This is a genomic window from Mesorhizobium sp. M0244 (assembly GCF_040321795.1).
Classification (GTDB): Bacteria; Pseudomonadota; Alphaproteobacteria; order Rhizobiales; family Rhizobiaceae; genus Mesorhizobium.
Genome location: NZ_JAMYSE010000010.1, coordinates 64,885 through 83,801, shown reverse-complemented (window position 1 = coordinate 83,801; position 18,917 = coordinate 64,885). Strand labels below are relative to the sequence as shown.

Below are 18,917 nucleotides of genomic sequence, written 5' to 3'. Positions count from 1 at the left end.
ATTGCTACCTCCCGAACGCGCTCACAGCTCCTGCTATGCGCTCGCCCCGGCCAGCTTGTCCGTCCAGCACCGGAACAACGCGCTGGCGTTGACTCCTCCGAAGCCGAAGCCATTGCAGATCGCGTAGTCCATCGCCATCGGCCGCGCCTGGTTTGCGACGAAGTCGATGCCGTCGCCCGCCGGGTCGGGAACTCTCAGATTGAGCGTCGGGGGCGCCACCTGGTCCCTGAGCGCCAGGATCGTGAAGATGGCCCCAAGTCCGCCGGCGGCGCCAAGCAGGTGTCCGGTCGCCGACTTTGTTCCGCTGACAGCTATGGTGAAATCTGCGCCGAAGAGCCTTCTGATCGCCTCGATTTCTCCCAGATCACCGACTGCCGTGGAGGTCGCGTGCGCATTGAGGTGGCGAACCTCACGCGCCGAAATGCCGGCTTGGGCAATCGCGATCTCCATGGCTCGGCGCGCACCGTCGCCGTCCTCGGGACTGGATGTGGCGTGATGAGCGTCCGCCGTCGTGCCGTAGCCGACGAGCTCGGCGAGCGGTTTGGCGCCGCGCGCAAGCGCATGGCTCAATGCCTCGACGACCAGGATGCCGGCTCCTTCGCCCATGACAAAGCCGTCCCGCGACGTATCGAATGGGCGAGAGGCCTGCTCCGGACGGTGATTAAAGGAGGTCGAAAGCGAACGAGCCGCAGCAAAACCGCCGAGGCTGACGGTATTGATGCATGCTTCCGTTCCGCCGCACACGGCGATATCGGCTTCACCGGCGCGGATAAGACGAGCCGCATCGCCGATCGCCTGGATGCCGGCAGCGCACGCGGTCACCGGTGCGCCGAGCGGACCTTTGAAGCCGTAGCGAATCGAGATGTGGCCCGCCGCGAGGTTCACCAGGAAGGATGGCACCGTAAAGGGCGATAGACGGCGGACGCCGCGCTGATCGACCGTTCGCACTGCCGCGGTTATGGCGGGGAATCCTCCGATGCCCGAGGCGATGATCGTGGCTGTGCGCAAGCGATCCGCTTCCGAGATGGGTGCCCATCTCGCCTGAGCAAGCGCCTCTTGTGCCGCCGCCAGCGCGAAGAGAATGAAGCGGTCCACCTTGCGCTGGTCCTTCGGCGCAAAGGCGGTATTCGGATCGAAACCAGCTTTGGGGTCGTCTTCCAAGGAGGGAACCATTCCGCCGACCTTCGCCGGCAGGTCTCCCGCCACATCGTCCGGAAGCCTTCGGATGCCCGAGCGACCGGCCAGGAGACGCGACCAGGACGCTTCGACCTCTGCAGCAAGGGGCGTGACCGCTCCCATGCCTGTAACAACAATCCGTCGCATCTATTCTCCTAGCAATTTGGGTGCGCCGCCAGCGGCCCACGCCGTGGCTGTGCGGACACTTGCACGCGGCGACGTTGCGTTTCCTTTCAGGCGACGACGGCTGCGTGAACCTGTTCGCTTGCCGCATCCAGAAAGGCCCGGGCGAGGTCCGGGTCGTTGACGGAGCGCGATAGCGTCAGCACACCGACCATCGTCGCGAGAATGGCCAAGGCCTTACCCTTGCGCTCCTCGCCGTTCGTCTCGCCGATCAAACGGCCGAGGATTTCGAGATGCGCCTTGATCCCGGCTTCGAATGACGCCTTCACATCGACGCCCTGCCGGGCAGCATCTGAGCCGAGCGCAACGATCGGGCAGCCGTCCATCCTTTCTGCGCGATGCTCCATGCTGAGGTAGAACGCGATCACCGCGCCAAGCGGGTCCTGCGGATTGGCTGCGACCGCGGCTGACCATCGCCGGGAGGCGCTCTCAAGCGCCCGCCCGGACGCCTGCGCCGCCAAGTCGTCCTTTGACGCGAACTGCTTGTAAAACGCGCCCTGAGTCAGGCCGGCACCCTTCATCAGGTCCTTAAGGCCGACACCGTCAAAGCCGTGCTCCCGAAAAAGGCGGCTCGCCACATTGATCACCGTCTGCCGGTTTTCCTCTGCCTGAATGCGACTGACGCGCATCGTCGACCTCCACAATTAGATTGCGATCGACATCTATTACATATAGTGTTCGATTGCAATCTATTTGGCGCACCCGACGCAGCAAGTTCCGATCGTCAGGCTGGTTCGACGGCATGGATATGTGCGGCAGGCAGTGTATGCCGCCGGGCTCGCGCTCGCATGTATGTGGCCGCTGCAAGGCAATCTTCTGCCAATCGTGCCGTTCACCATGCTGAGCGGGCTGGGTCTTGGGTTCTTTCAGGCTGCCAATAACCGGAACATGTTCATTTTGGCGCCACGCGAGGGGAGTGGCGCCGCTGGCGGCATGCAGGGCACGGCCCGCCTTGTTGGGCAGACGACGGGCGCTGTCATCATGACGATGCTTTTCTCGCTCGTTTCGCTGGAATCGGCTCCTCGCATTGGCCTCGCCGTAGCCGCTGTTCTCACCCTTGATGGGCGGACTGGTTGGTGTGATCCGGGTAGGGCGCGACCAGGCTTTGCTTAGCCGAGAAAACGTCTGGGCAGACGCCGGCCTGTCCAGATCGGCCACGCTACCCTGACGAATTGGCTTGACTCACACATATCCCGGTGGTTATGCATCGATCAATAGCCGAAGGGTTATCGATCCCAATGCCAAACGCTCACGATGTGCTCTTCAGAACGCTTGCCGATCCGACTCGGCGCGCTATTTTTGAGCGGCTGTGTCGCGAAGGAGAGCAGACGGTCGGGGCTCTGACGGCTCGCGCCGGGATCTCGCAACCGGCCGTGTCGAAGCATCTCGGGGTTTTGAGGCAGGCCGGGCTGGTGCGCGACCGCCATGCAGGACGGCAGACCCATTACAGCGCGCAGCTCGCTGCGCTTGCCCCCCTGATCGACTGGACAAGCCAGATGACCGGGTTCTGGCAGAGCCGGTTCGATGACCTCGAAGACCTGCTCAAAAGGATGGACCAGTGAACCAAACGTCGACCGAAACGCTCTCCGTCGTCGTCGAACGGGAAATCGCTTATCCGCCCGAGAAGATCTGGCGCGCGCTCACGCAACCACACCTGATCGAGGAGTGGCTAATGAAAAACGACTTCAAGCCTGTCGCGGACCACCGTTTCAATCTTCACGCAGACTGGGGCTCTGTCGAATGTCAGGTCCAGACGGTCGAGCCGAACAGAACGCTGACTTACACGTGGGATACCAAGGATCTCAAGAGTGTCGTCTCCTGGACGCTCACTCCTACAAGCGCCGGAGCCCGCTTGCGCATGGAGCAGTCGGGCTTCCGGCCGGATCAGCAGCCTTACTTCCGGGGCGCCAAAGTTGGCTGGCCGAGATTCTTTGACAGTTTGGAGGAGGTTCTGGCGCGAACCGACTGAGGTCCGCCGGCGCTATTCAAGCAAGGGCTCTGTTCCAGAGCGGCACGTCATGAGGCGACAATGGAGGCAAGCCAATGAAGATCAAGTTGACCAAAGTGTACGTGGACGACCAGGAGAAGGCGCTGGGCTTCTACACCGAAATGCTTGGCTTTACCAAGAAGGCCGATTTCAGCAATGGACCGTTTCGCTGGCTGACCGTCGCATCGCCCGACGAGCCGGACGGGACCGAGCTGCAACTCGCGCTCAACGACAACCCGGCAGCCAAGGCCTACCAGCAAGCCATTTTCCAGCAGGGCCAGCCAGCGGTCATGTTCTTCACCGACGACATCAAGGGCGACGACGAGCGCATCAAAGCGCGTGGCGCCGAGTTCACCATGCCGCCGACCGAGGTAACCGGCTCGACGATTGCCCAGCTGAACGACAGCTGCGGCAATCTCATTCAAATCACCCAGCTGGCGCGCTGGTAGGGCACACGTTCGGTGGCGTGGCTGCCCGGCGAGAGCCGCCAAACGGGCCGCCCGATCCGCTTCGGCTCGTCTTCACAGGAGATCTCAATGAATTGGAACAAATGGGTTCGGCAGATCCATCGCTGGCTGTCGATTATCTTTGCGGCGGTCGTCGCCGCCATCTTCATCAGCTTGGGAGTAGGCAAGGAACCCGCCAATTGGGTGTACTTCTTGCCGCTGTTCCCGCTCGGCTTGCTCCTGCTCACCGGTCTGTACATGTTCGTGCTGCCTTACGCGCCCAAGTGGCGCAGCGCAGGAGGCACCGGCGCATTGGAGTGAACGCATGGCCAACAAGACGTCCATAAAGCCATCGGCGGTCGCAAAGAAGCCCGCCGCCAAGCCTGCCGCTGCCAAGCCGGCCCTCCTCGCAGGCGGCAACCCTCAGATCGCGAAGGCCGACGGCGACGCTCCGGTGCAGGCCTATATCGCGGCCATGCCGGGCTGGAAACGCGACGTCGGGCGCCGCCTCGACGCGCTCATCGTGCGGAACGTGCCCAACGTCCGCAAGGCCGTCAAATGGAACTCGCCCTTCTATGGCGTAGAGGGCCAAGGCTGGTTCCTCAACTTCCATTGCTTCACAAAGTACATCAAGCTGGCTTTCTTCCGCGGCACGTCGCTGCGTCCTGTCCCTCCCGGCGAGTCCAAGCACAAGGAAGTGCGCTACCTCGACATCCACGAGGACGACCAGCTCGACGAAGCTCAGCTCGCCGCTTGGGTGAGGCAAGCCAGCCAATTGCCAGGCGAGCGAATGTGAGTGGGAATGCCAGTCATCCCCGCAAACCCGGTGCCGACTGGCGGTATTCAAGTGACGGGCGAGCGGCAACAACCCTAGGGAAAGCGACAATAATGATGAAAAGTGGCTCGATGGAAGGAAATGCAGGCAACTCTCCCTCTCAGCTGATCGATGCCAGAATCAACGAGCTAGGCGATTGGCGAGGCAAAACGCTTTCCCATGTCCGCGCTCTGATCAAGCAGGCCGACCCCGAAGTGGTCGAGGAGTGGAAGTGGCGAGGCGTTCCCGTATGGTCGCACGCCGGAATAATCTGCACCGGTGAGACCTACAAGAACGTCGTGAAGTTGACCTTCGCCAAGGGCGCCGCGCTGGAGGACCCTTCCGGCCTGTTCAACTCCAGCCTCGAAGGCAACACCAGGCGCGCCATCGATATCCGCGAGGGCGAGGAAATAGATGAGGACGCGTTCAAGACGCTGATACGCGCCGCTGCAGCCCTGAACGCGGCCCGATAGTCGGATCCCGGCCGATATGGTCGGCCGACGGGCCGAGAGCGGCGAGCAAGGCTTCGCCGCTGGCTTGCGTTGCATTCTCATGCGGCGCGCGCAGGTTCAGCCAGCGTCTGTCGCCGGACCGTACCGCCAGCACCGCCTTCATTGCAGCGATGAGGCCGGCGTCCTGGATGATTTTGCGAAACGCTTTGACGGCGGCGTCCGCCTCGGCAACATCCTCTCCCGCCAGTGCCGCGTCGTAGAGGGAACGGATCGCTGCGGCATTCAGATTGACTGTCGCCGAGATGCACCCCGCAGCACCGTTCGCGAGGCCTTTGGTCAGCTGTGCTTCCGAACTCGGGAAGACCGCGACCCTTGGCGCCGCCGCGATAACCGCCGCGGTGTTGTTCCAGTCGCCGGCGCTGTCCTTGTAGGCCACCACGACATCGGGAAACGCTTTGCTCAACCGGGCGGTCAGCGCCGGGCTCACCGGCACGCCTGAATTCTGCGGGATGTGGTAGAGGATCATCCTCATAGCCGGGTTCGCCACCCGTTCGATCAGCTCGCTGTAGTAGCGGGCCTGGCCGTTGTCACCGACAGCCGTGTAGAAGAATGACGGCAGCACCATCACCCCGGCACCGCCGAGACCGACCGCATGCGCGGTCAGTTCGACGGTCTCGGCAAGTGCTGTGACACCGGTGCCGGGCATCAGCCGGCTTGGCGAAATGCCGGCCTCGACCAGCCACTCCAGCGCTTGCATGCGCTCGCGCAACGAGACGGACAAGGCCTCGCCCGTGGTGCCGAACGGCGACAGGAAATGCGCTCCCTGATCCAGCACCCACTTGGCGTGGGATGTCCAGAGGTCGCGGGCGATGCGGCCGTCGTTTTCGAAAGGCGTCAGGATCGGAGCGATGGTTCCTTGCGGGCGGATCATGGGCGTCCTTCTACCGGTGAAAATCTGTGCAGTGCTCAAAACCCGGTGACCTGTACCCCACCGGGCAAGCCACATGAGCAGTGCTGCTGAAGTACCGGCCGTTCGGCCCCGAACGCAAGCCGCTCGTGCATAGGCGCGCGATTGTGATCGGGCGACGGCTCTGAAGCCTGTGCGAACGGCTCGACGCCAGACTCTACGAAGCGAAGCGGACTAGGCGCAACAGGGCCGGACGTCCCTGACACTCGACGAGGCTCTCGAGGTATATCCTGGCACCGGATAACATCGTCTGGTCGAGGGGGGTGACAAACGAGTTCTGCTGTTCCATCAATGCCGCTTTTTGAGGAGAAGCCCATGCGGAGGATCGGTGTCGGCATCATTGGCTGCGGCAACATTTCAGATGCCTATCTGAAGGCGTCACCGCAATTTCCGGTGCTCGACATTGTCGGCGTCGCCGATATCAACCGGACGGCGGCCGAGGCCAAGGCAGCGGCCTACGGCCTGGCTGCCATGCCGGTCGACACGCTGTTGGCCGATCCCCGGGTCGAGATCGTGCTCAACCTGACGACGCCGCAGCATCACGTGCCGGTCGGCTTGCAGGCTGTCGGCAAAGGCAAGCACGTCTATTCGGAGAAGCCGCTGGCAACGACGCTCAGCGACGCGGAGCGGCTCGTCGCGGCCGCGCGCGAAAAGGGCGTGCGTGTCGGCTGCGCACCCGACACTTTTCTTGGCGGCTCCCACCAGACGGCGCGGCGGCTGGTCGATGAGGATACCGTTGGAACCATTGTCGCCGGCTCTGCTTTCATGCAGGTGCCCGGCCACGAGCTCTGGCATCCGAATCCGGATTTCTACTACCAGCCCGGCGGCGGGCCGATGCTCGACATGGGACCTTACTATTTGACCTGCCTGGTCAATCTCCTGGGGCCGGTAAAATCGGTGACCGGGCAGGCGAAGTCATCCTATGCCACCCGTACCATCGGTTCTGGACCGCGCCAGGGCGAAACGATCCAGGTCGAGGTGCCGACCCATATTTCCGGCCTGCTCACATTCGAGAATGGCGCGGCGGTCTCGATCACCACCAGCTTCGACGTCTGGAAGCACGATCACAATCACATTGAGCTCTACGGCACCACCGGCTCGATGATCGTCTCCGATCCCAACCAGTTCCAGGGCGACATCAGCACCAGCCAACGCAAGGGCGACTGGACGATGGCCGATCAGATCCATTCCTATGGCAACGGCAATTACCGGGGCCTCGGCCTCGCCGACATGGCGCAGGCGATCGTCTCCGGCAGGCAACACCGCGCCAGCCTCGATCTTTCCCTCCATGTCCTGGAAATCATGGAATCGATCATCTCTTCAGCAGAGAGAGGGCGGCGTATCGACCTGAGATATGGCTGCGCCCGTCCGGCGCCGATGCACGCCGACCTGCCTTTCGGAATTCTGGAATAGGGAATAATGCAATGAGCAAGACGGCACTGATTTTCTGGGGCGGCTGGGAAGGTCACACCCCGGCTCGAAGCGCCGAAATCGTCAAGGAGATGCTGACCGGCAACGGCTTCGACGTGCGGCTGGAACAGGGGACTTCGGCACTCGCCGATCCGCAAATATCCAAGCTCGATCTCATTGTCCCGGTGATCACCATGTCGACGATCGAAAAGCCGGAGCTGCAAAACCTGACCAGCGCCGTCAAGGCCGGCACCGGCTTTGCGGGCTTTCACGGCACCATGTGCGACAGCTTCCGCAATGAGCCGGAATACCAGTTCATGACCGGCGGCCAGTGGGTCGCCCATCCCGGCAACATCATCGACTACAGGGTCGATGTCATCAGGTCCGATGATCCGGTCGTGCTAGGCATCGACGGCTTCGCCTACCGCTCAGAGCAGTATTACATGCATGTCGATCCGACCAACGAGGTGCTGGCGACGACGACTTTCACCGGCGAGCATCTCGACTTCATCGCCGGCGTCGTCATGCCGGTCGTCTGGAAGCGCCGATACGGCAAGGGCCGCGTCTTCTACAGCGCGCTCGGCCACACCGCCGACGAGTTCGCCGTGCCGCAAATGCGCATGATTTTCGAGCGCGGCGCGATTTGGGCCAGCCGAAACCCGGACCTTGCGTAGCCCTTCTATCTGAACGCCACGTATCGTCGTCGTCTTTTTTCAAGGAGCAAAGCCGTCCGACGGCTAACTCACAGGGTCCCGAACTACAGGCGATTGACTGCCATGGTAGTATCCAATACACCGGCGGCCGTCATCGGGAATTCCGCAGCTGGAGGTCGAATGGAGCAGACGTGGCGATGGTTTGGGCCGAGCGACGCGGCAACGCTTGCCCACGCAAGGCAGGCCGGCGCAACCGGCATCGTGACGGCATTGCACGACATTCCATACGGCGAAGTCTGGCCGGTCGACGCCATCAGGCAGCGCCGGGCGCAGATCGAAGCGGATCCGGTGATGGGCCTCAAATGGAGCGTCGTCGAGAGCGTGCCCGTGCACGAGGACATCAAGCTCGGCCGCGGCGATCTCGACCGGCTCTACGACAATTTCAGGCAGACCTTGCGCAATCTCGGCGCCTGCGGTGTGCGCACGGTCTGCTATAATTTCATGCTGATCCTTGATTGGACCCGCACCGACTTGGCTGTGCCGCTGCCGGGCGGCGGACGGGCGCTGCGCCTGAACATGCATGAGCTTGCCGCGTTCGACTGCTACATGCTGCAGCGCAAAGGGTCGGAGCGCGACTATGCGTCCGATGTTCTCCAGCGGGCGAGCGAGTGGTTCGAGACGACGCCGGATGCGGCGAAAGAACGTCTGCTCGCCAATATCATGGCCGGCCTGCCGGGTGCCTTCAAGCGCTACGACATAGCGGAATTGCGCGAAGTGGTGGCCGAGCAGTCGAGCCTGTCGCACGACCGGTTGCGCGAGAATCTCGTCCGTTTTCTCGAAAACGTGCTGCCGGCGGCCGAAGAGGCGGGCGTCACGTTGGCGATCCATCCGGACGACCCGCCGCGCGATCTCGTCGGACTGTGCCGGATCGTCAAGAATGCCGAAGACATCGCCTTTATCCTGGACGCCGTGCCCTCGGCCAACAGTGGACTTACCTTGTGCACGGGGTCGCTGGGCGCCAATCCGGCCAATGACGTGCCTGCCATCGCCAGGCGTTTTGCGCATAAGATCAAGTTCGTGCACCTGCGCAATGTCAGCAAGGATCCGGACGGCTCCTTCATGGAATCCGAGCATTTGAACGGCGATGTCGACATGGTTTCGGTGGTCTCGATCCTGCTCGACGAGCAGCAACGCCGCCGCGATGCCGGAGAGCCGGCGGCGCTGCTGCCGTTTCGTCCGGATCATGGCCACGAGCTGATCGATGACGCCACGCGGCACACCCATCCCGGCTACCCCGTGATCGGTCGTCTTCGCGGCCTTGCCGAACTGAGAGGCGTAATGACGGCGATTGCTCATCAGCGCGGCTACCGACTTCAATGACGGCGCCCCGCCTGCTCTGTGTCGGCGCGCTCACCTACGACACGATCTTGCGCCTCGACGTCCTGCCCTCCGGCGCCGGCAAGTTCCTGCCGAGCGAGGCCGTGCAGATCGCGGCCGGCATGGCGGCAAGTGCCGCCGCGTCGGCCAGCCGCCAGGGCGGGCAGGTCTGGCTATGGGCAAGCGTCGGCAACGATGCCGTCGGCCGCGACGTCATCGCCCAGATGGAGGCGGAGCGGGTCGACTGTTCGCTGGTGCGCAGGGTCGAAGGTGGCCGCTCCGCCATTGCCACGATCCTGGTCGACGCCGTCGGCGAGCGCATGATCGTGCCCTTCTATGATGCCATCACACAAGCCGATCCGGACCGTCTTCCGCCCGCGGATTTTTCCCGCTTCGACGCCGTCCTGGTCGACGTACGCTGGCCGGGAGCCGCCGCGCTCGCGCTGGCGAAAGCCCGCGAATGCGGCATTCCGGCGATCCTTGACGCCGATGTCGCGTCGCGACCGGTGCTCGACCGGCTACTGCCGCTCGCCTCGCATGTCGTTGCTTCGCTGCCGGCGGCGCGTATTCTGTGCGGTCCAGAGGCTTCCGCTGGTTCCGCCGTCGCCATTCTCGGCGAACGGACCGGCGCCTTCGTCGCGGTCACCGATGGGGCGAACGGCACCGCGTTCCAGCACCCGGGCAGCAATGATGTCCGTCATCTGCCGTCGCCACGGGTCGAAGCCGTCGACACCCTGGCGGCGGGCGACGTGTTTCACGGCACCTTCGCTCTGGGTTTGGCCGAAGGCTGGAATGAAGAGTGGGCCATAGCAGTGGCCAGCGCTGCCGCCGCCCTGAAATGCCTGCGCTTTGGCGGACGTCTCGGCGCACCGACGCGCGCGGAAACGCTGGCCTTCATGCAAGGATCGCCGACATGACGCCGAACCCGCTTGCCGGCTCGACGGAAAAGGGCACGTCAAGTAGCGCTGATCGACTACCATGGTAATCGCTGTACAACCGCTCGTGGAGGATAAATGGCTGAATTCAAAAAACGCGCGCTGGTCACCGGGGCAGCCATGGGTATCGGCCGTGCCGTCGCCGAAAGGCTGGCCGAGCAAGGCGTAGACCTGGTCCTGTTCGACCGGGCGGGCGATCAGCTGGATGAGGTCGCGGCGCAGCTTTCGACGCGCGGCGTGACCGTGCGCACCATACTTGGCTCGACCGCCGATGCTGAGACCTGCGGCCGCGCCGTCGAGCTTGCCCGATCCGCGTTCGGCGGGCTCGACATGCTTTCCCACAATGCCGGCATCCAGCGTTACGGAACGGTGGAAACCACCGACGAGGCGCTTTGGGACGAGGTGATGAACGTTAACCTCAAGGCTGCCTATCTGCTGTCGCGCGCGGCGATGCCGCTGCTGCGCCAAAGCCGCGGCGCCATCGTCCATATGAGTTCGGTGCAGGGCCTGGCCAGCCAGGAAGGCGTTCTGGCCTATACCACGGCCAAGCACGGCCTGATCGGCCTCGTAAAGTCGATGGCCGTCGACTATGCGCCGCTCGGCGTGCGCGTCAATGCCGTCGCTCCGGGCGCGGTCGACACGCCGATGCTGCGGGATGCGGTCAAGCTCAACGACAACCCCGAGGAGATCCTGCGCATCCTCGACAATATGCATCCGCTCGGCCGCACGGCCCGGCCGCAAGAGATTGCCGCCGTCGTTGCCTTCCTGCTGTCCGACGATGCCTCCTTCGTCACCGGCGAGGTCGTGCGCGTCGATGGCGGCCTGCTGGCGCGCATCGGCGGTTCTCCGCGCAAGGAATAACGCCGTTGTGTCTCATGTCAGCCTGGACGGCCAGCGCCAGCGCATCGCCATGGCTCGCCCAACCTCGTCATGACGGCCACAGTGCTGGCGAGAGTCTTTAAGGGGATTGCCGATGGCGGGGCTTTTGGGAATGCGGACCATCACCGAGGGACGGCTGCTCGAATCTGGCCCCGGCGTATCGGTCGCGGCGAGAACCTTCGAGGTTTTGCTCGACCAGATCCTGACCTTCCGGCTGAAGCCGCACGAATTGATATCCGAAAAGGCGATGTCGGAAGCCCTCGGCGTGAGCCGCACGCCGGTCAGGGAGGCGCTCGCCCGGCTCGCCGGTCTTGGCCTGATCGACATCTATCCGCAGCGCGGCAGCATGGTGGCGCCGCTCCGGATCGCCGATCTCGAGAGATCGCAATTTCTGCGCGAATCGCTTGAAGTCGGCCTGATCAAGCGTGCGGTCGAGAGCCCGCGCCGCGCCGAACTGCTCGCCATGCTCAAAGGCGAACTGGCGGTCCAGGAGACGTTCGCCTCTATCGCGGACGACAGGCGCTTCTTCAAGTCGGACGAGCTGTTCCATCAGCACATCGCCAGCCATGCCGGCTTCCCCGGAATCTGGGCCGACATCAGTGCGGCGAAGCTGCACATGGACCGCTTCCGCTTCCTGTCCTTCCCGCGCCTCGACAGCATGTCCGTGGTCCTCGGCCAACATCGGCGGATTGTCGATGCGCTCGAGCAGGCCGACGCGCTTGCGGCGGAAGAGGCGATGCGAACGCATCTTCGCCGCATCTTCGACGTGCTCGAAATCGTCCAGGAGCGCTATCCCCATTATTTCGAGGCACCAGGCTCGACGGGAAAGAGGACAGAAGCGGCTGCCGGCGGTCTGCCCGAATGACAACCGGTCGCGCGACAGAGCGAGGAGGAGACGACGTGAAAACGTGAAACCAGCCGGCTCAGTCCAGGCCTGAGCCTTTCTTCGGCGGTTCCGAAGGCGTTTTGGTCTTGCTGCGGGATTTGTCGGAAGCCGGCTTGGCTTCGCGTTTTTGCCCCTCGCCGCCTTGCTCCTTGCGGAGTTGCTTTTCCACTGTCGATCGCGATCCTTCCGCAGGGTCTTGTTCGGGATGGCTTTCCCTAGCCGTCATGTCAGCTCCTATCCATTCTGGTCTATTGCATGAGGCGCGGGCTGAGGACCGCCACTGGTTCTGTCGCGCCCAAGCATCAGCCATGCGGCGAAGAGCACGACCAGTACGACCACGATCCAGGCAACGAGACGAGGCATTGGGCCTCATTTCCCCCGCCGCTTGCTGCCGCGCGCCTCGGGATCGGAGCCGGCCCCGACCGTTGGATCGGGCACGACCGGACCGCGTTCGGCCTCGGAACCCTCAGCTTCGATCTCCTGCACGGCCTGATCCCAATGCTCGCGCTCGCGTCCTTGCGGACGGCCTTCGCGCTCCCAGATCTCATGGGCTCGCTGCCTGATACGCTCTTCCCTGTCCATGACCTTTGCCTCCTAATCCCCTAATCCGGCGATCGGTGGTTTGTTCCGGGCGGCCAGGGCAGTCATCGCGGTTAGTTGACGTGATCACCGAGCGCTCTAGATCAAATTGCACGCGGAAGTCGCTTGGTGCGGGGAGAGCAATCGTGTGGCAGCCACGCTACAAGCACGTATTGTAGATGCCATTGCAGCTGTCGGTCTTCGACCAGACCGCCTGTGCTTGCTGCTGACGATGTTTGTGCTGACGGCATGCTCGCCTTCCGACCAGATCGAGCAGCAGTCGAAAACCGCGGCTTCCGCCGCACAGACCGCATCGCTGGTGCTGGATGCCTGGGCTTCAGGGGCGGCCCCCTCGAAATACACGTCGCGCACCTTGCAATCGGTAGGCAAGACGCTCGCCGATGCCGGTGCGCAAATCCAGTCCGCCAAGTCGCCTGAAGCCAGCGAGCAAGCCGGTCTGACGGCGGCAGTCGGACAGCTTTCGACGGCGGTGACACGCGCCGCGACGGCAGTGCAGGACGGCAACCGCCCGGGAGTGGAACAGGCGCAGCAGGATCTCCGGGCTGCCACTGCGGCCCTGAACGCGTCCCAGTCCAAATATTTCGCGCCGAAACCATGAAGAAGCTGCTCGAAATATCGTTGGGTATCGTCACCAGCGTTGGTGGCTTTCTCGAGGTCGGATCGATGGCAACCGCCGCTCAGGCGGGCGCGGCGTTCAGGTTCCAGCTGATCTGGGCCGTCGTTCTGGGCACGATCTGCATCATCTTTCTGGTCGAGATGGCCGGCCGGTTCGCCGCCGTAAGTCATCACACCATCGCCGACGGGATCCGGGAACGGTTTGGCTTCAACGTCTTTCTGTGGCCCTTGCTTGCGACTTTGCTGGTCAACTTCCTGGTGATGTCCGCCGAGATCGGCGGCGCTGCCATTGCGCTCGAGCTCGCGACCGGCATCGGCTTTCAATGGTGGGCGCTGCCGGTCGCTTTTCTGGCATGGCTGTTCCTCTGGAAAGGCACGTTCGGCTTCATCGAAAAAGGCGTCTCGATCCTCGGCCTCGTCACGCTATGCTTCGTGGTTGGCGCCGTCATGCTGGGACCCGATTGGGGGCAGGTCGCGGCCGGCGCCGTGCCCACTCTGCCGGACCACGACGCCGCCAAATACTGGTTCATGGCGGTCAGCATTCTTGGCGCGTCGATATCGCCTTACCTGTTCATGTTCTATTCGTCGGGAGCGATCGAGGACCAGTGGGACAAGAGTTATCTCGGGACCAATCGGGCCATTGCCGGCTTGGGCATGAGTTTTGGCGGCACGATCGCAATCGGTGTGTTGATCGTGGCGGCGCTCGTGCTTGCGGCACACGGCATAGACCAGGTCGACGATTACCACCAACTGCCGCTGATGCTGATCCCGATCTTCGGCTTCTGGGGGTTCGTCCTGTTCGTCGCTTCACTTGGCATAGCCTGCTTCGGTGCTGCGCTGGAAGTCGGGCTGCAGCAAGCTTACCTCGTGGCGCAAGGTTTTGGCTGGACCTGGGGCGAGGACCAGAAACCGCGCGACGATCCGGGCTTCAGCACCGTCTACACGGTCTCGTTGCTCCTCGCCGCCATTCCGATCGCGCTGGGTCTCGATCCACTGAGGCTCACGATCTTTTCCATGGCACTGACGGCCGCCAGCCTGCCTCTCTCCGTGGTTCCGTTCCTCTTCTTGCTGAACGACGAGCGGTATGTCGGCGAGCACCGCAATGGCATGATCTCGAACGCCGCGGTCATCTTCATTATCGCACTCGGTTTCGTGCTCGCAGTCGTGACCATTCCGTTGCAGATATTCGGAGGCACGTGATGGATTTGCTGCGCGACATTCTGGACAAGCAAGTTGTCGACCGCGAGCAGGTCAAAATCGGCAAGGTGGACGGGCTGGTGGTTGAGCTCAGGCCAGGCAAGCCGCCCAAAATCGTTGCCGTCGAGCTCGGCTCGATCACGCTGGCGCGGAGGCTTGGCGAGCGGCCCGGGCGCTGGATGGCGCGGCTTGCCGCGAGGCTTGGCGGCAAGCGCCATGCCGAGCCGCACCGCATCGCCTGGAACAAGGTGCGCGACATCGGCGTCGACATCGAGTTCGACATCGACGTCCGCGAAACCGCGATTCTCGACTGGCAGGACTGGCTGCGCGACCATGTCATTGGGCGTATCCCAGGGGCCGGATGATGGCCACTGTCAACCTTGAGCAATTGGCTGGCAGAAATGTGCTTTCGCAGCGCGGCAAAAGCATCGGCCATATCGAGGAGATACGCGCCGAACCGGAGGGCGACGACCTCGTGATCACCGAGTACCATGTCGGCATTTACGCCGCATTCGAGCGTCTTTCCGCTTCGGCCATCGGCATAGCGGTTCTCGATATCTTTCGACTGCGCAGTCGCGACAGCATGTACCGCATTCCCTGGGACAAGCTCGACATCTCCGACCCGTCGCGGCCGCGACTGTTATGCACGAAGGAAGAACTTTCAGGTATGAAGGGGAGTATCGAGGGCGATACGCTGGAATGAACGATACTTTCCCGCCGTCGGAGAATGCGGTCCAGTGAAAGTTCTGGTTACCGGCGCCACCGGCCTGATCGGTGCCTCGGTCGTCGCACGCCTTCTTTCCGAAGGGCATGAGGTGATCGGATTGGTCCGCAACCCCGGCGCAAACCGGGCCGGCAATTATCAGTTGCTGGTGCTGGACATGACGGTGGCGCTGCAGCCCGAAGACTGGCTGCCGCATCTGACGGGCGTCGACGCCGTCGTCAATTGTGCGGGCGTTCTGCAGGACAGCCCCCGCGAAAAGACGCGCGAAGTCCATCGCGATGCGGCGGCTGCGCTCTTCCTTGCCTGTGCGCGGGCAGGGGTTGCCCGGGTGATCCACTTCTCGGCGATAGGCGTCGATCGGGCGCAGCCTTCGTCGTTCTCGGCGACGAAATTAGCCGGCGATGAAGCGCTTATGGCGCTTGATCTGGACTGGGCGATCCTTCGCCCGTCCGTGGTGCTAGGCCGGCCGGTGTTTGGAGCCAGCGCATTGTTTCGGGGTCTCGCCTCGCTGCCGATGCTGCCGTCCATGCCCGACACCGGCCGGCTGCAGGTGGTGCAACTCGACGACATGGTCTCTACCGTCGTCTTCTTTCTCGATCCGGCCAGTCCGTCTCGCATTGTGCTGGAACTTGTCGGTCCCGAACCGCTGAGCATGGACGAGGTCGTCGGCACCTATCGCCGATGGCTCGGCTGGGCTCCGGCAACCAGGTTTGTCTTGCCCGGGATACTTGCAAAGCTTCTCTACCGCCTCGGTGATCTTGCCGCGATGTTCGGCTGGCGGCCTCCGATGCGCACCAACGCGGCCAGGGAGATCGCACGAGGGGCGGTCGGAGATCCCTCGGACTGGACCGCCTCGACCGGCATACGGCCGCAGACCCTGGCGGGATTCCTCGCGCTCAATCCGGCGACGGTGCAGGAAAAATGGTTTGCCCGGCTGTATTTCATCAAGCCGGCGATATTCGTCGTCCTGCCCTTCTTCTGGATAGTGACGGGAATTGTGTCGCTGACCACCGGCTATGACAGCGGCATCGGCCTGATGCAAAGCACGGGGGCTGGCATTTTGTCGGCGCCGACCGTGATCGCCGGCGCTCTTGCCGACATCGCCGTCGGGGCACTCATAGCCTGGCGGTCGACGACGCGAAAGGGCCTCTATGGCGGGATCGCGCTGTCGCTCTTCTATCTAGTGGTGGGAAGCTTCCTGCGCCCGGAGCTGTGGAACGAACCGCTTGGACCGTTCCTCAAAGTGTTGCCGATCCTGGTGCTGCATTTTGTGGCGTTGGCAGTGCTGGAGGAGCGTTGATGCTCTATTTCCTGCTGAAATTTCTGCATGTCATCGGCGCATCCGTGCTGCTTGGCACCGGCGCCGGCATCGCCTTCTTCATGCTGCTCGCCCACAGGAGCGGCAACGCGGCGACGGTTGCGGCGGTGGCGCGCATCGTTGTCGTCGCCGACTTTCTGTTCACCGCAACAGCCGTCGTGGCGCAGCCGCTGACCGGAGCCGCGCTCGCCTGGCAGGCAGGCTACTCGCTGTCCGAGGGCTGGATCGTGCTTTCGATTGCGCTCTACATCTTCACAGGAATGTTCTGGCTTCCGGTCGTCTGGATGCAAATGGAGATGCGCAAGCTGGCCTCGCTAGCCGCTGCTGCAGGCGCGCCGTTGCCGCCGCGCTATCATCGGCTCTTCTGGCTGTGGTTCGCCTTCGGCTTTCCCGCCTTCGCTGCGGTGCTCGGGATTTTCTGGCTGATGATCGCGCGGCCTGCGATCGACTGGTGAAGACAAGCGGCGGCAGCTGCCGCGGTTTAGCTATTCCGGTCCGGCACCGCCTCCCGTCCCGACGCGGCGAGCAATGACTTTCATTTCAGCGAATAGAGATAGGCCGCGATATCCCGCGCCTCCTGCTCGGAAATTCTGGTCGAAGGCATCGCCGTATGCGGATTGACCTCCCTTGCGGCGCGTAGCCAGCGGATCATGTTTTCCGGCTTGTTGGACAATACGCCGCCGACATAGACCTTAGCTGCCAGGCTGGCGTCGAGGCGTGGACCGACCAATCCTTGCGCACCAGGGACGCCGGTTATTGTATGGCAACCGGTGCAGCCATTGGCCGTCATGATCGGTATGGCGCGGGCGGCGACACCGCCGGTCGCCCTGTTGGCCTTGTCCTCGACTCGGCGGCTTTGCTCCGAGTACAACGTGACCCCAGCCAAAGCTGCAACGATCACAACGATTGCCCCGGCGCCGATTACCGGTCCAGACAGCATGAAGCGCGGTGTGCTGCGCACGCCAACGCCGCTGGTGGCATTGTCGGCCTCATGCTCGACCCGGTCGGGATGCTTCTGCCATAATGTCAAGGCCACCCAGGCTGTGGCCAACACGGCAATCACCGTCCCGGCACCAATGACCATCTTAGACAGGGTGGAGCGCATGCGACGCCTCCCGATCCTTTCGGCCGCTGGAGCGGATCCACAGGCCGGCCAACAGCAACGCCGCGCCGCCATAGATCAGGCCGGCCGGAACCCACATCACCAGACCGGCGAGTTGCTGGTCCTCGAGCGGACTAAGGCTCCACAATTCTGCGCCGGCGGCGTTTTCCGGGTACCACAGCCTTGGCGAGACCAGCAGCAGCACTCCGAGCAGACCAGTGTGCAGCGAGGTGAAGAAAAGGTGCATGACCGCGCTGCCATAGGCTTGTTCGCGGCCGGGGCGCGGCAGCAGCACCCACCAGAACAGCAGGCCGCTACCGAGGAAGCTGGCATGTTGCGCATAGTGCAGGGCACCCTGTGCAAGCGCTGCCTCGAACAGGGCCGGAACGTGCCACGCCCATATCGCGACGCCGTGCAGGACGGTGGCGGCTGCAGGGCGGCTGATGGCGGCCCAAATCGCTCGCAGCATCTTGGCGTGCCCGGCTGTGCCCAGCGCCTGCCGCAGCTTGATCGGCAATGCCCACATCATCGCCGCGGCCGGACAGGAGGCGACCAGCAAGGGCGCCGCCACCGCCATCAGCAGCTCATGTTCGATCATATGGGCGGTGAAAACGCGCTCACCCAATGCATGGAGCGGACTGACCAGCGCTGCTGCCAGGATGACCCAGCCGGCCGCGAACAGCAGGGCTTGCCACAGCCGCAACGGGCGGCTGCGAGCACTCCGCCGCCACAACCGAGCGGCTCCGGCCGTGTAAAGCAGTGCGATCGCTGCCAACGGCAGCGTGATTGGCAGCGCCAGCGTCCAACCGGCCTGCGGGGCGCCGGCACCGTAGCAGATCGAGGTCGAGAAGAGTGCCTCGAAGCTCATCGTATGCAGCCGTCAAGAATGAGCGAGGCAGCGCCCTGCATGACGATTACCAGCGCAAACAGCACCGCGCTGAGAATGCTGACATTGGCGACGAAATCTTCGGTGCCGCGCGTACGCTCCGGTTTGAAGGCGGCGCCGCCTTGCTGTCGCGCCCGCCACGACAGCGCGCCGCCAAGCAGGGCCAGCACTGCCAGCACCAGTGCAATGACTGGTATGACAGGAATACCGTGGGCGCACTGCCACTCGACAACCGCGTAATTCAGTTGCGTCGACACCGCCCAGGCCAATGGCCCCGACAACAGCCCACCCCATGAAGTTCCATACCGAA

The 18,917-nt window shown here is 63.3% G+C and carries 25 protein-coding genes; 18 read left to right on the top strand and 7 right to left on the bottom strand.

The genetic code is table 11. The features are described 5' to 3' along the window. Positions 1–33 precede the first annotated feature (33 nt). Entirely contained in the window at positions 34–1,323 is a 1,290-nt protein-coding gene (gene fabF / locus NKJ08_RS10460; protein WP_352776444.1) for a beta-ketoacyl-ACP synthase II, read from the bottom strand. Between the two features lie 86 nt (positions 1,324–1,409). Then, positions 1,410–1,988 carry a TetR/AcrR family transcriptional regulator gene (locus NKJ08_RS10455; RefSeq protein WP_352527079.1) on the bottom strand — a complete coding sequence of 193 codons (579 nt, stop codon included), beginning with the start codon at positions 1,986–1,988 and terminating at the stop codon, positions 1,410–1,412. Between the two features lie 609 nt (positions 1,989–2,597). On the opposite strand from NKJ08_RS10455, the gene NKJ08_RS10450 reads away from it, so the two are divergent. The 6 genes from NKJ08_RS10450 to NKJ08_RS10425 all read left to right on the top strand — a co-directional run bounded on the left by NKJ08_RS10450 (position 2,598) and on the right by NKJ08_RS10425 (position 5,079). After that, positions 2,598–2,921 carry an ArsR/SmtB family transcription factor gene (locus tag NKJ08_RS10450; protein WP_352527080.1) on the top strand — a complete coding sequence of 108 codons (324 nt, stop codon included), beginning with the start codon at positions 2,598–2,600 and terminating at the stop codon, positions 2,919–2,921. After that, positions 2,918–3,328, top strand: a complete 411-nt coding sequence (locus NKJ08_RS10445) for an SRPBCC family protein (protein WP_352527081.1) — start codon at positions 2,918–2,920, stop codon at positions 3,326–3,328. Before NKJ08_RS10450 ends, NKJ08_RS10445 begins: the two co-directional genes overlap by 4 nt. 74 nt (positions 3,329–3,402) lie before the next feature. Beyond that, positions 3,403–3,795: a VOC family protein gene (locus NKJ08_RS10440; RefSeq protein ID WP_352527082.1), complete on the top strand. Its 393-nt coding sequence runs from the start codon at positions 3,403–3,405 to the stop codon at positions 3,793–3,795. Positions 3,796–3,882: 87 nt separating this feature from the next. Continuing rightward, a complete protein-coding gene (locus NKJ08_RS10435) occupies positions 3,883–4,113 on the top strand; it encodes a hypothetical protein (protein ID WP_352527083.1) in 231 nt (76 codons plus the stop codon). 4 nt (positions 4,114–4,117) lie between these two features. Then, positions 4,118–4,588 (top strand): DUF1801 domain-containing protein, encoded by a 471-nt coding sequence (locus NKJ08_RS10430; protein WP_352527084.1) that lies wholly within the window; start codon positions 4,118–4,120, stop codon positions 4,586–4,588. 92 nt (positions 4,589–4,680) lie between these two features. Beyond that, entirely contained in the window at positions 4,681–5,079 is a 399-nt protein-coding gene (locus NKJ08_RS10425) for a DUF1801 domain-containing protein (protein ID WP_352527085.1), read from the top strand. On the opposite strand, the gene NKJ08_RS10420 is transcribed toward NKJ08_RS10425, so the two are convergent. Then, complete coding sequence (locus NKJ08_RS10420) at positions 5,033–5,989, bottom strand: dihydrodipicolinate synthase family protein (protein WP_352527086.1); 957 nt, start codon at positions 5,987–5,989, stop codon at positions 5,033–5,035. The genes NKJ08_RS10425 and NKJ08_RS10420 overlap by 47 nt on opposite strands. A 351-nt stretch (positions 5,990–6,340) precedes the next feature. Between NKJ08_RS10420 and NKJ08_RS10415 the strand changes: the two genes are divergently transcribed. The 6 genes from NKJ08_RS10415 to NKJ08_RS10390 all read left to right on the top strand — a co-directional run bounded on the left by NKJ08_RS10415 (position 6,341) and on the right by NKJ08_RS10390 (position 12,144). After that, positions 6,341–7,438 carry a Gfo/Idh/MocA family protein gene (locus tag NKJ08_RS10415; protein WP_352527087.1) on the top strand — a complete coding sequence of 366 codons (1,098 nt, stop codon included), beginning with the start codon at positions 6,341–6,343 and terminating at the stop codon, positions 7,436–7,438. Positions 7,439–7,449: 11 nt separating this feature from the next. Next, positions 7,450–8,109, top strand: a complete 660-nt coding sequence (locus tag NKJ08_RS10410; protein WP_352527088.1) for a ThuA domain-containing protein — start codon at positions 7,450–7,452, stop codon at positions 8,107–8,109. A 159-nt stretch (positions 8,110–8,268) separates the two neighbouring features. Continuing rightward, positions 8,269–9,468, top strand: coding sequence for a mannonate dehydratase (uxuA, locus tag NKJ08_RS10405; protein ID WP_352527089.1), 1,200 nt, complete (start codon positions 8,269–8,271; stop codon positions 9,466–9,468). Beyond that, positions 9,465–10,382: a PfkB family carbohydrate kinase gene (locus NKJ08_RS10400; protein ID WP_352527090.1), complete on the top strand. Its 918-nt coding sequence runs from the start codon at positions 9,465–9,467 to the stop codon at positions 10,380–10,382. The genes uxuA and NKJ08_RS10400 overlap by 4 nt, the downstream gene beginning before the upstream one ends. Before the next feature lie 96 nt (positions 10,383–10,478). Then, positions 10,479–11,261 carry an SDR family NAD(P)-dependent oxidoreductase gene (locus NKJ08_RS10395; RefSeq protein WP_352527091.1) on the top strand — a complete coding sequence of 261 codons (783 nt, stop codon included), beginning with the start codon at positions 10,479–10,481 and terminating at the stop codon, positions 11,259–11,261. Positions 11,262–11,373: 112 nt separating this feature from the next. Continuing rightward, the gene (locus NKJ08_RS10390) at positions 11,374–12,144 is read left to right on the top strand and encodes a GntR family transcriptional regulator (protein WP_352527092.1); all 771 of its coding nucleotides are present in this window, start codon (positions 11,374–11,376) and stop codon (positions 12,142–12,144) included. Positions 12,145–12,534: 390 nt separating this feature from the next. Here the strand turns inward: NKJ08_RS10390 and NKJ08_RS10385 are convergent, their stop codons facing one another. After that, positions 12,535–12,747 (bottom strand): DUF2934 domain-containing protein, encoded by a 213-nt coding sequence (locus NKJ08_RS10385; RefSeq protein WP_352527093.1) that lies wholly within the window; start codon positions 12,745–12,747, stop codon positions 12,535–12,537. A 145-nt stretch (positions 12,748–12,892) separates the two neighbouring features. On the opposite strand from NKJ08_RS10385, the gene NKJ08_RS10380 reads away from it, so the two are divergent. From NKJ08_RS10380 to NKJ08_RS10355, 6 genes are read left to right on the top strand one after another with little or no spacing between them, the layout of a single operon-like run. Continuing rightward, positions 12,893–13,363: a hypothetical protein gene (locus NKJ08_RS10380; protein WP_352527094.1), complete on the top strand. Its 471-nt coding sequence runs from the start codon at positions 12,893–12,895 to the stop codon at positions 13,361–13,363. Then, a complete protein-coding gene (locus tag NKJ08_RS10375; protein ID WP_352527095.1) occupies positions 13,360–14,580 on the top strand; it encodes an NRAMP family divalent metal transporter in 1,221 nt (406 codons plus the stop codon). The genes NKJ08_RS10380 and NKJ08_RS10375 overlap by 4 nt, the downstream gene beginning before the upstream one ends. Further along, entirely contained in the window at positions 14,580–14,942 is a 363-nt protein-coding gene (locus NKJ08_RS10370; RefSeq protein WP_352527096.1) for a hypothetical protein, read from the top strand. Before NKJ08_RS10375 ends, NKJ08_RS10370 begins: the two co-directional genes overlap by 1 nt. Further along, positions 14,942–15,280, top strand: a complete 339-nt coding sequence (locus tag NKJ08_RS10365; RefSeq protein WP_352776451.1) for a hypothetical protein — start codon at positions 14,942–14,944, stop codon at positions 15,278–15,280. Before NKJ08_RS10370 ends, NKJ08_RS10365 begins: the two co-directional genes overlap by 1 nt. 34 nt (positions 15,281–15,314) lie before the next feature. Further along, positions 15,315–16,601 carry an SDR family oxidoreductase gene (locus NKJ08_RS10360; protein ID WP_352781711.1) on the top strand — a complete coding sequence of 429 codons (1,287 nt, stop codon included), beginning with the start codon at positions 15,315–15,317 and terminating at the stop codon, positions 16,599–16,601. Then, positions 16,601–17,074 carry a DUF2269 family protein gene (locus NKJ08_RS10355; RefSeq protein WP_352527099.1) on the top strand — a complete coding sequence of 158 codons (474 nt, stop codon included), beginning with the start codon at positions 16,601–16,603 and terminating at the stop codon, positions 17,072–17,074. Before NKJ08_RS10360 ends, NKJ08_RS10355 begins: the two co-directional genes overlap by 1 nt. Positions 17,075–17,154: 80 nt before the next feature. On the opposite strand, the gene NKJ08_RS10350 is transcribed toward NKJ08_RS10355, so the two are convergent. Genes NKJ08_RS10350 through NKJ08_RS10340 form a run of 3 tightly spaced genes read right to left on the bottom strand, consistent with a single transcriptional unit; the run spans position 17,155 to position 18,888 of the window. Continuing rightward, positions 17,155–17,724, bottom strand: coding sequence for a c-type cytochrome (locus NKJ08_RS10350; RefSeq protein WP_352527100.1), 570 nt, complete (start codon positions 17,722–17,724; stop codon positions 17,155–17,157). After that, positions 17,705–18,589 carry a cytochrome c oxidase assembly protein gene (locus NKJ08_RS10345; RefSeq protein ID WP_352527101.1) on the bottom strand — a complete coding sequence of 295 codons (885 nt, stop codon included), beginning with the start codon at positions 18,587–18,589 and terminating at the stop codon, positions 17,705–17,707. The genes NKJ08_RS10350 and NKJ08_RS10345 overlap by 20 nt, the downstream gene beginning before the upstream one ends. Further along, positions 18,586–18,888: a hypothetical protein gene (locus NKJ08_RS10340; protein WP_352776452.1), complete on the bottom strand. Its 303-nt coding sequence runs from the start codon at positions 18,886–18,888 to the stop codon at positions 18,586–18,588. Before NKJ08_RS10340 ends, NKJ08_RS10345 begins: the two co-directional genes overlap by 4 nt. Positions 18,889–18,917: the final 29 nt, after the last annotated feature.